This window comes from Uliginosibacterium paludis, assembly GCF_039631355.1.
Taxonomy (GTDB): Bacteria; Pseudomonadota; Gammaproteobacteria; order Burkholderiales; family Rhodocyclaceae; genus Uliginosibacterium; species Uliginosibacterium paludis.
This window is the reverse complement of the sequence record NZ_JBDIVF010000003.1, coordinates 250,234-264,551: the sequence shown is the minus strand read 5'-3', so window position 1 is coordinate 264,551 and position 14,318 is coordinate 250,234. Positions and strand designations below refer to the sequence as shown.

Here is a 14,318-nt window from a genome sequence, read left to right as displayed (position 1 = left end):
TGGCAGGCTCAGGGCTGGTCCGTGTCCCAGCGCGCAGCGGCCGCGTCGTCGCTCTCGCGCGCATCGACCCAGCGGGCACCGCCCGGCAGCTCTTCCTTCTTCCAGAACGGCGCACGCGTTTTCAGGAAGTCCATGATGAACTCGCAGGCCTCGAAGGCCGCGCCCCGATGGCCGCTGGCCACGGCGACCATCACGATCTGCGCGCCGGGCAAGAGGCGACCCACGCGATGAATCACGCGCACGCCCATCAGCGGCCAGCGCACACGCGCCTGGCTCACGATGCCGGCCAGCGCCTTTTCGGTCATCGCCGGATAGTGCTCGAGGCTCATTGCGATCAGGCCCTCGCCGCCCCGCACGCGACCGACAAAACTCGCGACCGCGCCGATGTCGCTGCGGCCCGCTGCCAGCGCGTCGAGCTCGGCGCCGACATCGAAATCCGCCTCGCTGACGCTGACCCGGAAGGCTTCCTCCATCATCAGCCTCCGGTCACCGGCGGGAAAAAGGCAACTTCATCGCCCGCGGCAATGACAGTTTCCGGCCGAGCCAGCACCTGATTCACGGCCGCGCGCACCGCGCGCCCGCCCTCCAGCGCGGACCAGTCGCCGCCCCGCGCACAGAGCAGCGCGCGCAGCGCCCCCACGGTGCCGGCCTCATCCGGCACATCGAGGGTTTCCTGGTCACATCCGACCGCCTCACGCAGGCTCGCAAAGTAGAGAATTTTCACAACGGCCACGCTGGCCCCCTTCGCTCAATCGTTGAAAGGAATGTAGGAAACGAGTTCCCCCGGCTGGATCACCTGGCCCGGCGGATGACTCACCAGACCATCGGCCCAGGCACAGGAACTCAGTACGCCACTGCCCTGCTTCGGGAAGAGATCCAGCCCCCCCGCGGCATTGCGACGGACACGCAGGAATTCACGCAGCGGCGTGGCACGCGGCCAGGCAAAGTCGGCGCGTACCGACACGGCGCGCGGCAGCACCTCCGTCTCGCCCTGCAGGCGCCTCACATAGGGCTCGGCCAGCATGCGGAAGGTGGCGAAACTGGAGACCGGATTCCCCGGCAGACCGATGAAGGGTGTAGCCCCCACACGGCCCAGCGCGAAGGGCTTGCCGGGCTTGATGGCGATCTTCCAGGTCTGCAGGCTGCCTTCGGCCTGCAGGGCCGCCTTCACATGGTCTTCCTCGCCCACCGACACGCCTCCGCAGGTCATCACCAGATCATGGCCCGCGGCAGCCTGACGCAGGGCCTGGCGGGTAGCCTCCAGATCATCCGGCACGATGCCCAGATCGGTGACCTGGCATCCGAGCCGCCCCAGCAGGCCCAGCAGCACATAGCGGTTGGAGTTGTAGATCTGCCCGGCCGCCAGCGGCCTGCCCGGCATCACCAGCTCGTCTCCGGTAAAGAAGACCGCCACACGCAGACGCGACACCACCTCCACGCTGGCGATACCGACCGAGGCAATCAGCCCGAGATGCGCCGCGGCGAGCCGTGTGCCGGCCGGGATGATCTCGGCCCCGCAGGCGATGTCCTCCCCCGCACGCCGGATGTTTTCGCCGGGTTTCGCTTGATGTGCGATGCGGACGGCGTCGCCCTCGGCTTCGCACAACTCCTGCATCACCACGCAGTCAGCCCCCGGCGGAATCGGAGCGCCGGTGAAAATCCTCGCCGCCGTGCCCGCAGCCAGTGCCTGCGGCACGCTGCCCGCCGGCACGCGCTGACTCACCGGAAGCAGCGCGCCGGGAACGAGATCGGCAACGCGCAGCGCGTAGCCGTCCATCGCGGAGTTGTCGGCAGGCGGCACCGCCAGCGTAGAGCAGACCGGCGCCACGAGCACCCGCCCCAGCGCCAGGGCAGGATCGAGCGTCTCGACGCGCATGCGCGAGCCGGACGACAGACTGGCATCCGCCAGCAGGGTTTCAAGGGCTTGTTCGTAACTGAGCATGGGCAGGAACCGAAACGGAAAACGAAGGTGAAGGTGCGAGGCAAGGCTTGAAGGATTCAGGCAAGCCCGACGTGGTTCAGGATCCAGGTCGCGATGGCCGGCGGATCGTTGAGATCCAGCAACGGCAGGCCAGTATCGAGCGGCGCGTCGCTGGCCAGCGCCACGACGGCGGGAAACGCTTCATGGAAAAAAGGTTTGCCGAGCGCGGGCCGATGGACTTCGATCTTGGGCAGCTCTGCCGATTTGAAACCCTCGACGATCACCAGATCACAGGGCGCAAGATGGACGAGCAGATCGGCCAGCGCCGGCTGAGGCGTCTCGCGCAACTCGTGCATCAGCGCCCAGCGCTGCGCGCCGGCCAGCAGCACCTCCTGCGCACCAGCCTCGCGGAAACGCCAGGAATCCTTGCCCGGCTTGTCGATATCGAAGCCGTGGTGGGTGTGCTTGACCAGAGAAACCACGAGGCCGCGCGCGCGAAACAGCGGCAGCAGTTTTTCGATGAGCGTGGTCTTGCCCGAGCCTGACCAGCCGGAGATGCCGAAGATCTTTGCGTTGTTCATGACAGGGATTGTATGTGTAATAAAGCCCGAAACACCCGCACTGGATGTATGGTGTTTTTAACGATTTATAACGCTGTGCCGCCGGGCTGGCCCTAAACTCGGCAAAGAGAAATCGGAGGGGATGCAAGTTGATCGAAAGCATGCGAGTCAAGGCGGCGATCCGGACAGGTTTGGTGCCCGTCGTGGCGCTCTGCTGCTTTCTCGCCGGATTGCCCAGCGGTGTTGCGCTGACCCTGACAGTGGTGGCTGCGCTGGGACTCGAATGGCGGCGCAGCGGCCGCGGCCAGCCGGACACCAGCCAGACCCAGGCCTTCGTGCAACGCCTCATCGATGTGATTCCGGAGCCCGTGTATGTGAAGGACAGCAAGGGCTGCTATGTGATGATCAACGCGGCCTTTTCGGCGCAACGCGGCATGCCCGCCAGCGAAATCCTCGGCCGTTCCGCGCGCGACCTCGCCCCCGATCCGGAAACCGCGGCCATGGTGGCGGCCGAAGATGCCGAGGTGCTGGCCGGTCGCAACGTGTACAAGGAAGACATTACCCGCGCGGCAGACGGCAGGATCCTGCTCTGCCGCATCGTGACCAAGGGCCGCTGCTACAACAGCCTGGGTGAGCGGGTCATCGTCGGCGCGAATTTCAATGTAACCGGACTGCGTCAGGCCGAGCAGCAGCTGCAGGCGGCGCTGGCCGAACAGACCTCGGTGGCCGAGCGCACCCGCGACTTCATCCAGACCCTGCTCGACGAGATTCCCTATCCGATGTACGTGCGCGACGCCGAGTCGCGCTACCGCATCGTCAATCGCGCCATGCTCGCGCGCTATGGCCTGCGGTCCGATGAGGTGATCGGCAAGACCATCATCGATCTGCACCCCGAAGCCGAGCAGTCGCGCCGCTCATGGCTGGAAGACCGCGAGGTGCTCGCCGGCCTGCATGTGCAGAAGGAAGAGTACGGTCAACACCCGGTGCACGGCACGCCCTATTACCAGATCGTGATCAAGGGCAGCTGCCCCGATACCCGTGGCGAACCGGTCATCGTCGGCATCAACATCGACGTGACAGACCTGCGCGAATCCGAGAAACGCCTGGCCGCAGCCCTCGAGCGCGAGCGCGAGCAGCACCACAACACGCAGAGCTTCGTGCAGCGCCTGCTCGACCTCCTGCCTTGGCCGGTCTACGTCAAGGATGCGCAGAGCCGCTACATCATGCTCAACGAAGCCATGTCGCGAGACAGCTTCATTCCGCGCGACGAGCTGCTCGGCTCGACAGGGCTGCCGGACGCCGCGAGCGCGACGGAGATGCGATCGCTTTTCGAGGAGGACGGCGAAGTGCTCTCGGGCCGGCGCATCCTGCGCGAAGAGCAGATCCGCCACCCGAACACCGGCAAGGACACCTTCCGCATCCTTGCCAAGGCGCGCTGTCTCGACGCGCTGGGCGAGCCGGTCATCGTCGGCACCATGGTCGAGCTGACCGAGCTGCGCCAGGCCGAACGCGAACTGAAGGCCGCACTCGAGCGCGAGATCCGTCTGCGCGAGCGCACCGAAGCCTTCATCCAGCGCCTCATCGACGTGATTCCCGATCCGTTCTATGTCAAGCGCGAAGGTCACTACATCCTGATCAACGAAGCCTTTGCCACGTATCACGGCAAGAGCCGCGCCGAGCTGCTCGATCCGGCGCGCAGCTTCCACGACGCATCGGAGGCCAGCCGCCTGCGCTCGCTCGATGAAGATGCACGCGTGCTGCAGGGCGCCGAAGTATTGCGCGAGGAGCGCACCCGCCGGCGGGTGACCGGCGAGGAGGTCTATCGGGTGGTATCCAAGACGCGCAGCGTTTATATCGATGGCGAGCCGGTGATCGTTGGCATCGATCACCACATCACCAGCTGGCGCCGAGCCGAGCAGGAAATCAAGCATGCACTCGAGCGCGAAACCCAGCTGCGCGAAAACACCCTGCTCTTCGTGCAGCGGCTGATCGACCTGATCCCCGATCCGGTCTACGTGAAGAAATCCGGCGGGCTGTATGTTCTGATCAACAAGGCCTTCCTCGACTATCACCAGCGCGAGCGCGAGGAAGTCCTGGCCGGGCCGAACAGCCTGCGCTACGCGCGGGCGGAGGTCCGTCAGCTGTCGCTGGAGGAAGACGAAATCGTGCTCGCGGGCGGCGACATCAACAAGGAAGAACACACCACGCGCCAGGCAACCGGCGAAGAAATCTTCCGCATCGTCACCAAGCACCGCAGCACCTATTTCGATGGCGAACCGGTCGTCGTCGGCATCGATCACCAGATCACCCGCTGGCGGATCGCCGAGCGCGAACTGCAGCGCCTCGCACGTGAAGACGCGCTGACCGGCCTCGCCAATCGCCGCCACTTCATGCAGGAGGCCGAGCGCGCGCTGCTGCTTGCCACCCGGTATGACGAATCACTGAGCCTGATCATGTTCGACCTCGATCACTTCAAGCTCATCAACGATCAATGGGGTCACAACGCCGGTGATGAAGTGCTGCGCGAAACCGTCGCGCGTTGCCTCGTCTGCCTGCGTGCCACCGACCTGCTGGCGCGCTGGGGTGGCGAAGAGTTCATCATCCTGCTGCCCCACACGCATCTGGCCGAAGCCTGCCAGGTCGCCGAGCGACTGCGCGAAGCGCTCGAGCACGCCCCGATCAACAGCTCGCGCGGCAGAATCCGGGCGACGCTCAGTGCCGGGGTGGCGCAATGGGAGCCCGAAATGAGCATCGACCAGTTCGTATCCACCGCGGATACGGCGCTCTATGCCGCCAAGCAGAACGGACGCAATCGCGTACAAACGGCGCCTGGAGATGGAAAGGATGCCGCGTGAGCGAGCGGGATGCGTCGCGACTCGATTCGCACCGTGCATCGCTCGCACTCTGTCTTGCACTGCCCGGCTTGCTGGCCGCCACCGCTGGAGTGACCCTCGAATGGCCGCCGGTGCTCACGCTGCTGGCCGTTTTTATCGCGAGCTTCTTGGGCAACTGGCGCAGGCTGGCGTCTGCGCCTGATACCGTAAAATCCGCCCGGCTCGAAGACGCCCTCGCGCGCGAAACGGCGCTTCGCCGGAACACCGAAGACTTCGTGCAGCGCCTCATCGACGTGATCCCCGACCCGGTCTACGTGAAGAACCAGGAGAGCCGCTACCTGCTGGTCAACCGCGCGTTCGCCGACTACCGCCAGCAGGACCGGCACTATCTCACCGGCCCGCACTATCCGCCCGAAGGCCCCTTCAGCCGTGTCCGCCAGACCTCGCGCGACGAAGACAGCCAGGTACTGGCCGGGGCGGAAATCGTCAAGGAAGAATGCGTCATCCGGAAGGCGACCGGCGAGGTGGTCCACCGCATCGTCAACAAGCGGCGCAGCCTGTATTTCGACGGCACGCCGGTGGTGATCGGAATCGACCATGACATCACGCGCTGGCGCGTGGCCGAGCATGCGCTGCAACTGCTGGCCCAGGAGGACCCGCTCACCGGCATTGCCAACCGGCGCCACTTCCAGGTGCTCGCCCAGTCGCTGCTCGAACATCTCTCACGCTATCCGGACGCACTCTCGCTGGTGCTGATCGATCTCGATCACTTCAAGCTGGTCAATGACCGCTATGGCCATCACGCGGGCGACCAGGTCCTGGTGCGCACCACCGAGCGGCTGCGCCAGACCCTGCGCCGGCCGGACATTCCCGGCCGCTGGGGCGGCGAGGAATTCATCGTGCTGCTGCCCCACACCGGTGCCGAGGACGCGCTGCAGGTCGCCGAACGTCTGCGGCTTGCCCTGGCGGAGGCGCCGCTGCACTGTGATGCCGGCGTGATCAGCGTCACCCTCAGCGCCGGCGTCACCCTGCATCGGCCCGGCGAATCGCTCGACAGCCTGATCGCCCGGGCCGACACGGCGCTGTATGCCGCCAAGGAAAGCGGCCGCAACCGGGTGAGCCTTGCCTGAAGCGGGCACAAGGCAGGCATACTCCGCTCTGAACGCTGCGAGCGCAGCGCCGACCGACCCCGAGTGCCCCACGCATGAACCCGACCGCAACACCGCCCGCCGACGCCCGGCAGGATGAAGCCCTGCAACGCGTCGTCAAGGTCAGACGCGACTACAACAGCTGGGTCGCCCACGAGACCATCGAAGACTACGCTCTGCGCTACACCCCCAAGAGCTTCCGCAAGCTCTCGGCCTGGCAGGTCGCCAACACCGCCTTCGGCGCCTCGGCCTTCCTCGTGCTGGAGGCGGTGGGCGCCACGCTGCTGGTCAATTACGGTTTCACCAACGCGGCGCTGGCCATTCTTGCCACCGGCATCCTGATCTTCCTGTGCGGCACCCCGATCAGCCTCTATGCTGCGCGCCACGGGCTGGACATGGATCTGCTGACCCGCGGCGCGGGCTTCGGCTACATCGGCTCCACCATCACCTCGCTGATCTACGCGAGTTTCACCTTCATCTTCTTCGCGCTGGAGGCGGCCGTGATGGCCTATGCCTTCGAGCTCGCCTTCGATATTCCGCCGGCATGGGGCTACCTGATCTGTGCGCTGGTCGTGATCCCGCTTGTCACCCACGGCATCACCACCATCAGCCGCCTGCAGGCGCTGACCCAGCCGGTCTGGCTGATCCTGCTGGCCCTGCCCTATCTTTTCGTGCTCTCGCGCTATCCGGAACTGCCTGGCGAACTCGTGCGCTACGGCGGCATGAACGGCCATGAGCCGGCGTTCAGCCTGCCGCTCTTCGGCGCCGCACTGACCGTGGGCATCGCACTGATCACGCAAATGGGCGAGCAGGTGGATTACCTGCGCTTCATGCCTGCACGCACCGAAGCCAACCGGCGCAGCTGGCTCGCGGCCGTGCTGGTGGGCGGCCCGGGCTGGGTCGTGATCGGGGTGGCCAAGATGCTGGGCGGCTGCCTGCTGGCCTGGCTCGCGATCAGGAACGCCGTACCGACCGATCGCGCCGTCGACCCCAACCAGATGTATCTCGTCGGCTTCGAGACGATCTTCCATGACCAGCGCCTGGCAGTCGCCGTCACCGCGGGCTTCGTGATCATCTCCCAGCTCAAGATCAACGTGACCAATGCCTATGCCGGCTCGCTGGCCTGGTCGAACTTCTTCGCCCGGCTCACCCACAGCCATCCGGGCCGCGTGGTCTGGATGGTGTTCAACACCGTGATCGCGCTGATGCTGATGGAGCTGGATGTCTTCCAGGCACTGGGCTCGGTGCTGGGGCTCTACTCCAACATCGCGATCGGCTGGCTTGCTGCGGTGGTGGCCGACCTCGTCATCAACAAGCCGCTCGGACTCTCGCCCGCCGGCATCGAATTCCGCCGCGCCTACCTGTTCGACATCAATCCGGTCGGGGTGGGCGCGATGCTGATCGCCTCGACCACCTCGATCCTGGCCTACCTCGGCGCCTTCGGCAGCACCGCACAAGCGCTGACCTCCTTCATCGCATTCGCCACCGCACTGCTGGCCTCGCCGCTGATTGCCTGGCTGACCGGTGGCCGCTACTACATCGCGCGGCACGACCTGCCGGAACACCCGGCGGAACAACGCACGCTGCGCTGCGTGATCTGCGAGCGCGAATACGAAACCGACGACATGGCCCGCTGCCCGGCCTACCAGGGCCATATCTGCTCGCTCTGCTGCTCGCTCGACGCCCGCTGTCACGACCTCTGCAAGCCCGAAGCGCGCGCCGCGATGCAATGGCAGAAGGCCATGCGCGGCCTGCTGCCGCGCGCGCTGTGGCCCTATGTCGACAGCGGCATCGGCCACTACCTGATGCTGATGAGCGTGGTTACCGCCGGCCTGGCCACGGTGCTCGGCATGCTCTACTTCCCGCAGCTGCAGACGATAGACCCCGATCTCCTCCCCGCCCTGCGTGCCTCCTACCTCAAGCTCTTCTGCATCCTGCTGCTGGTGGCGGGCATCATGGCCTGGTGGCTGGTGCTGACCCACAAGAGCCGCAAGGTGGCGCAGGAAGAATCGAACCGGCAGACCCATCTGCTGATGCGCGAGATCGAATCCCACCGGCGAACCGATGAAGCCCTGCAGCGCGCCAAGCGCAGCGCGGACGCCGCCAACCAGGCCAAGAGCCGCTACATCACCTCGGTCAGCCACGAGCTGCGCACGCCGCTCAACTCCATTCTCGGCTATGCCCAGATCCTGGATGGCGACCCGACCATTCCGGCCCACCGCCAGCAGGCCATCCGGGTGATCCGGCGCAGCGGCGACCATCTGCTCTCGCTGATCGAAGGCACCCTGGACATCGCCCGCATCGAAGGCGGCAAGCTCACGCTCGACACCCGCGCCATCGACTTCGCCGCGCTGCTCGACCAGCTGGTCCACATGTTCGCGCTGCAGGCACACAACAAGGGCATCCGCTTCGATTTCACCTGCCAGGGCGAACGCCCGCTGGCCGTGCGCGCCGACGAAAAACGGCTGCGCCAGATCCTCATCAACCTCTTGGGCAATGCGGTGAAATTCACGCGTGAAGGCGGCGTGGCCTTTCGCCTCCGGTATGCGCGTGACATGGCCGTGTTCGAGATCGAGGACAGCGGCCCCGGCATCGCGCCGGAAGAACTCGAGCGCATCTTCGAGCCCTTTGCGCGCGGCAGCTCGGCCGCCAGCGGCGCGGGCGGCACCGGGCTGGGCCTCACCATCGCCTCGATGCTCACCGGCCTGATGGGCGGCGAGCTCTCGGTGCGCAGCACGCCGGGCAGCGGCAGCTGCTTCACGGTCAAGCTCTTCCTGCCCCAGGTCGCCGCAGCCCAGGCTGCCACCGAGCTGCCGCGGCGCCACTACACCGGCTATCGCGGTGAGCGGCGCCGCATCCTGATCGTCGACAACGAAGCGGATGACCGCGAGCTGCTGGCCAGCGTGCTGGCCCCGCTGGGCTTCGAGCTCGATCAGGCCGCCTCCGGCATCGAGTGCATCGAGGTGCTGCCGCGCTTCCAGCCGCATCTGATCTTCATGGATCTCGCCATGCCGGGCATCGACGGCTGGGAAACCATCCGCCGCATCCGTGCCGGCGGTCTGGCGCCCGGCGCGCGCATCGCGGTGATTTCCGCCAACGCCTTCGACAAGGGCCTGGACAATGACGCCGGCATTCCCGCGCAGGATTTCGTCCTCAAGCCGGTGCGCATGACCGAGCTGCTCGACTGGATCGGCCGCCAGCTCACGCTTGACTGGATCGAGGCCGAGCCCGCCGCCCGGCCCGCCCCCGCGCCCGGCGGCCCGCAGCCGATCCCGGACGCCCTGCGTGACGCGCTGGCCGCGCAGGTGCGACTGGGTTATGTTCGCGGCATCCAGCAGGCGCTCGACGGGATCGAGTCCGCCTGCCCCGGGCAGGCGGAGTGGATCGGCCGCGCCCGCGAAGCGCTCGCCCGCTTCGATTTCGATACGCTCAACACCCTGCTTGCAAGGAGTCACGATGCCGCTGGAGCTTGATCGCAGCCGCACCGACATCGTCCTGATCGTCGACGACGTACCGGAAAACCTCTCGGTCCTGCACGACGCACTCGACGAATCCGGCTTCACCGTGCTGGTGGCCACCAACGGCGAGAGTGCCCTGGCCCGCGCGCGCCAGAGCCTGCCCGACATCATCCTGCTCGACGCCATGATGCCGGGCATGGACGGATTCGAAGTCGCCCGCCGGCTCAAGGCGGACTTCTCGACGCGCCACATCCCGATCATCTTCATGACCGGGCTCACCGAAACCGAGCACATCGTGGCGGCCTTCGCGGCCGGTGGCACCGATTACGTGGCCAAGCCGGTACGCACCGGCGAAGTGATCGCACGCGTTCACACCCACCTCGCGAGCGCCCGCCAGATGAAGCAGGCGCGCAGCGCGCTGGACGCCTTCGGCCAGGCCACGCTGGCGCTGCGCACCGAATCCGGCCGCATCACCTGGCAGACACCGCTCGCCCGCAAGCTGCTGGCCGACTACTTCCCGCATGAAAACCATGGCGACAGCACACCACCGGCCCTGCTCCACTGGCTTGAAACCACGCTCGCCGCCCTGCGCACCACGCCTGCCGGCACGCCGCTGCCGCTGCACATCTCGCATGACAGCAGGCGCCTGATCTTCAGCCTGCACGACCAGACCGCCGACGGCGAATGGCTCGTGGTGCTGCGTGAAGAGAACGACGCCGCGCAGATCGAGGCACTGCTCGCCGCCTTCCCGCTCACCCGCAAGGAAGCCGAAGTGCTCTACTGGGTGACCCAGGGCAAGACCAGCCCGGATATCGGCGACATCCTCGGCTCCAGCCCGCGCACGGTGAACAAGCATCTGGAGCACGTCTACGAAAAGCTCGGCGTCGAGAACCGCACCGCGGCCACCAAGCTCGCACTCGCGCGCCTGCGCGGCTGAGCGCGCGGCTTTGCCTCAGTCGCGCAGGCGGCCGGTTTGCGGCGGCTGAACGAAAGCCCGGGCCAGCCAGTCACGCAGCGCGTCTTCGAGCACAGCGGGCGCTTCCTCATGCGGCAACTGGTGCACCAGCTTGAGCAGGTGCAGGGTGAGCACCGCCCGCTGCGCGGCCGTATCCGCATCCGTTTCAGGCACAGCCTGGCGGATCAGCGCCGCAATCCGCGTGCGCATCAGGTTCCGGATCTGGAGCCGGTGCGCGTCCCGCGGATCATTCGGGTCGACCAGCGCGAGTGCGGCCGTGCGCTCCTCGCGCAGGCCCTTCATGAGTTCGACAAGGCCGGCGGCGAGCCCCTCGGGCGTGCGGCAACGGCAGTCTTCGGCCAGCCGCGTCAGCGCCTCGCCGACATGCTGCTCGAAGCGTGAGCGCAAAGCGTCCGCGAGCAACTGACGGGTCGGAAAGAACTGGTACAGCGAGCCGATTGAAGCGCCAGCCCGCTGGGCAATGGCGGTCATGGTGGTCGCCTCGAACCCGTTTTCCGCAAAGAGCGCCGCAGCAGCGTCCAGCAGGGATTCGACCCGCTGCCGGCCCCGCTCGCGCCTGGGCGCCCGGGCAACCGGAAGTTCGGCCGCGGCCGAGGCTTGGTTTTGTTTGCTCATCACACTAGAATGAGTTTTATGAGGATACCCTCATATATAACCCGGACTCCCCCCGACACCAAGCCCGCCCGGAGCTCCCCATGATCGAACTCGACCCCGCTCGCACCGCCCTCGTTCTCATCGACCTGCAGCACGGCATCCTCGGCATGCCGAGAGCGCCGTATGACGCCGACACGGTCCTCAGCAGCTGCAAGGTACTCGCCGCTCGCTGCCGCGAAGCCGGCGCCTTCGTGGTCCAGGTGCATGTCGGCTGGTCGGACGACAGGAAAGACGCCCCCACCCAGCCGGTAGACCAGCCTGCCCCGGTGCCGCCCGGCGGCCTCCCGGCGAACTGGAGCGACTTCGTCGATGGAGTGGTGCAGCCCGGCGACCATGTGATCCTCAAACGCCACTGGGGCGCGTTCTACGGCACGGACCTCGACCTGCAACTGCGCCGGCGTGGCATCGACACCCTTGTGCTGGGCGGCGTGGCCACCAATTTCGGCGTCGAGTCGACTGCACGCCAGGCCTGGGAAATGGGCTATCGGGTCGTCGTCGCGGAAGACGCCTGCACCAGCACCAGCGCAGCCCTGCACGAGATGAGCGTGACCGCGATCCTGCCGCGCATTGCTCGGGTGGCGAAGCTCGCCACCCTCGGCTTCGCCGGCTGATCCGCTGCCGGCCCGGCCCTTGCTGTGGCTCGGCGCGATGCTCGCCGTCATGCTGCAATCAGCCCCGGCGGGCAGGACACCGTCGCCGTCATCGCTGAGGCCTCGGGCGTGAATCGGCCCTTCGTGATGGCCTTCCAGACCCCACGCGTACTGATCGTGATCATGACCGGGCCGATGATCGCGCGGCGGCTCGCCAGACACCTCGCCCCGCCGCCCGCGCTGCGCGATTGACCCGGCGCCGCTCGTCACGCCCGCCAGCGCGCGCCCCCGCGAAACGCAGAGGGCGGATGAAAGTATCGACGCGCTGATCGTGATGTTGCGCGAGGCCGATCTGGGCGCTCTCGCTTGTCATGCCGCGCTCGCGCCGGATCTGCAGCGCCGTCTGGGCGCGGAGACGGCCGCCCGCCTGGAAGCCTGCGTTACCCGCCTGCAGTTTGACGAAGCCCTGACACTGCGACTGCGGGGCAGCCGCTGAGCCCCGCTCACACGCGGGTCTGGCGCGGCCCTTGTCGCCCGGGCTGCGCGCAGATACGCGCCGCCCACGCAGGCCATGCCGTCCGCAATCGCGCTGCGATCCTGCGACTCGGACTCAGAAAGTGAAGCGCGAGAGCGAGTCGCTCAGCTTCTTCGACACATCATCCACTTCGGCAGCTTCGGCCGCGATCTCGCGCGTTGAACCCGAGGCGGAGTCCGCCTTGTTGGAAATCTGCTCGACATGGCGGGCGATTTCCGCTGCCACCATGCTCTGCTCGACCAGCGCGCCCGAAATCGCTTCAACGATCCGCCCCACGCAGTCGGCCTGGCTCAGGATCTCGTCCATCTTGCCGCCTGCCGCGCTGGCATGGCTGACGCCTGTCTCCACCCGCCGCACCGCGTCCTTGATGGTTTCGAGCACACCATCCTTGGCGTCGCGCATCTCGGCCATCATCCGGTTGATTTCGTTGGTCGCCACCGTGGTGCGCTCGGCAAGCTTGCGAACCTCGTCCGCGACCACCGCGAAGCCACGCCCCGTTTCGCCCGCCCGGGCGGCCTCGATGGCCGCGTTGAGCGCGAGCAGGTTTGTCTGATCCGCGATTTCCTTGATGATGTTCACGATCTGCGCGGCCCGCTCCGAACGCTCTCCCAGCTCCTCGACACGTTCGGACGTGCGCGCGATCACGCTGGCGATGCCGGACATCTCGCTGACCGCGTTATTCACCACCGAGCTGCCTTCCAGCGCAGCCTCGCGCGAAGCCGCCGAAAGCCCCCGCGCCTGACTCGCCTCGTCGGTAATGAGGTTGATCGAGGCGGTCATTTCCTGCACCGAAGCCGCCATTTCGGTGGTGGCGCGGCTCTGCTCTGCGGCATCTCCGGCAATGCCGCGTGCGGACTGGTTGAGCCGCGAGCCCAGCGAGGCGAGGCGCTCGCCGCTCTGGCGCACGACCGCCAGCGATTCACGCAGCTGGGCCTGCATGGTGGCCACCGCGCCGAGTACCTGACTGCCGCCGGCACGCGCCGGGTCAAAGCGGTAATCCAGCCTGCCCCGGCTCACCTCGCTGGCAAAGCGGGACACATCGGCCGCATCCAGCACCATGGCGCGCAGGCGCAGCGCCACGAAGCACAGCACCAGGGTCTCGACCACCACATAGAGCGCATGCAGCAGCACGATGGAGACCGTTCCGGCCTGCGGAAACACATAGATGCCCATGCCACCGGCCTGCAGCCAGGAAAACAGCAGGTGATGTACCGCGATCAGTGCGGCGGCGAAGGCCGGCACTTTCCAGTCGCAATAGAGCACCAGAAAGGCGAGCAGCACGAAGATGCCGAAGTGCGCCTCGATCATGCCCTGCGCCTGATGGATCAGCAGCGCTGCAAACACCATGAAGCCTGCCGCAACGGCAAGGCGTGCGGGCAGCCCGCCCGGATCCATCCGGATCAGCAAGCCGGGCACCGCGAAGGCTGGTACGCCCAGCAGCAAGGCCGGCAGCCAGCTGCCATTGAAAGCAGCGACCACCAGGCAGATCAGCAGATGCGCGGCCAGCACGCCCAGCAGCAGGCGGTCGGACTGCGCGCGGAAGCTGCGCAGGGCCTGGTCATCCATCGACATCGCGTTCTCGTCACTCATAGGGCCTCCTGTTGCATGCATTGCGGGGTCTCCGGCGCCGGTCTCGCCACAC

13 protein-coding genes are annotated in these 14,318 nt (G+C 66.8%); 7 read left to right on the top strand and 6 right to left on the bottom strand.

The genetic code is table 11. From position 1 onward, the window contains the following. Positions 1-8 precede the first annotated feature (8 nt). The 4 genes from moaE to mobB are packed head-to-tail and all read right to left on the bottom strand — an operon-like array spanning position 9 to position 2,502. Complete coding sequence (gene moaE / locus ABDB87_RS10060; RefSeq protein ID WP_345926545.1) at positions 9-476, bottom strand: molybdopterin synthase catalytic subunit MoaE; 468 nt, start codon at positions 474-476, stop codon at positions 9-11. Next, positions 476-733, bottom strand: a complete 258-nt coding sequence (moaD, locus tag ABDB87_RS10055; RefSeq protein ID WP_345926544.1) for a molybdopterin converting factor subunit 1 — start codon at positions 731-733, stop codon at positions 476-478. The genes moaE and moaD overlap by 1 nt, the downstream gene beginning before the upstream one ends. 15 nt (positions 734-748) lie before the next feature. After that, a complete protein-coding gene (locus ABDB87_RS10050; protein WP_345926543.1) occupies positions 749-1,942 on the bottom strand; it encodes a molybdopterin molybdotransferase MoeA in 1,194 nt (397 codons plus the stop codon). Between the two features lie 56 nt (positions 1,943-1,998). Beyond that, positions 1,999-2,502, bottom strand: coding sequence for a molybdopterin-guanine dinucleotide biosynthesis protein B (gene mobB, locus ABDB87_RS10045; protein ID WP_345926542.1), 504 nt, complete (start codon positions 2,500-2,502; stop codon positions 1,999-2,001). 140 nt (positions 2,503-2,642) lie between these two features. Between mobB and ABDB87_RS10040 the strand changes: the two genes are divergently transcribed. The 4 genes from ABDB87_RS10040 to ABDB87_RS10025 all read left to right on the top strand — a co-directional run bounded on the left by ABDB87_RS10040 (position 2,643) and on the right by ABDB87_RS10025 (position 10,858). After that, positions 2,643-5,336: a sensor domain-containing diguanylate cyclase gene (locus ABDB87_RS10040; protein WP_345926541.1), complete on the top strand. Its 2,694-nt coding sequence runs from the start codon at positions 2,643-2,645 to the stop codon at positions 5,334-5,336. Beyond that, positions 5,333-6,445, top strand: a complete 1,113-nt coding sequence (locus ABDB87_RS10035; RefSeq protein ID WP_345926539.1) for a sensor domain-containing diguanylate cyclase — start codon at positions 5,333-5,335, stop codon at positions 6,443-6,445. Before ABDB87_RS10040 ends, ABDB87_RS10035 begins: the two co-directional genes overlap by 4 nt. 74 nt (positions 6,446-6,519) lie before the next feature. Then, a complete protein-coding gene (locus tag ABDB87_RS10030; protein ID WP_345926537.1) occupies positions 6,520-9,936 on the top strand; it encodes a hybrid sensor histidine kinase/response regulator in 3,417 nt (1,138 codons plus the stop codon). Then, on the top strand, positions 9,920-10,858 hold the full coding sequence (locus ABDB87_RS10025; RefSeq protein ID WP_345926535.1) for a response regulator: 939 nt from the start codon (positions 9,920-9,922) through the stop codon (positions 10,856-10,858). The genes ABDB87_RS10030 and ABDB87_RS10025 overlap by 17 nt, the downstream gene beginning before the upstream one ends. 15 nt (positions 10,859-10,873) lie before the next feature. On the opposite strand, the gene ABDB87_RS10020 is transcribed toward ABDB87_RS10025, so the two are convergent. Beyond that, positions 10,874-11,512: a TetR/AcrR family transcriptional regulator gene (locus ABDB87_RS10020; protein WP_345926533.1), complete on the bottom strand. Its 639-nt coding sequence runs from the start codon at positions 11,510-11,512 to the stop codon at positions 10,874-10,876. 80 nt (positions 11,513-11,592) lie between these two features. Here ABDB87_RS10020 and ABDB87_RS10015 point away from each other — a divergent pair, with 80 nt between their 5' ends. The 3 genes from ABDB87_RS10015 (at position 11,593) to ABDB87_RS10005 (ending at position 12,637) form a co-directional block, all read left to right on the top strand. Further along, entirely contained in the window at positions 11,593-12,162 is a 570-nt protein-coding gene (locus ABDB87_RS10015) for a hydrolase (protein ID WP_345926531.1), read from the top strand. 24 nt (positions 12,163-12,186) lie between these two features. Then, a complete protein-coding gene (locus ABDB87_RS10010; protein ID WP_345926529.1) occupies positions 12,187-12,393 on the top strand; it encodes an AbrB family transcriptional regulator in 207 nt (68 codons plus the stop codon). A 79-nt stretch (positions 12,394-12,472) separates the two neighbouring features. Next, positions 12,473-12,637 carry a hypothetical protein gene (locus ABDB87_RS10005; RefSeq protein WP_345926528.1) on the top strand — a complete coding sequence of 55 codons (165 nt, stop codon included), beginning with the start codon at positions 12,473-12,475 and terminating at the stop codon, positions 12,635-12,637. A gap of 114 nt (positions 12,638-12,751) precedes the next feature. Here ABDB87_RS10005 and ABDB87_RS10000 read toward each other — a convergent pair whose 3' ends face one another. Next, positions 12,752-14,266 carry a methyl-accepting chemotaxis protein gene (locus tag ABDB87_RS10000; RefSeq protein ID WP_345926527.1) on the bottom strand — a complete coding sequence of 505 codons (1,515 nt, stop codon included), beginning with the start codon at positions 14,264-14,266 and terminating at the stop codon, positions 12,752-12,754. Positions 14,267-14,318: the final 52 nt, after the last annotated feature.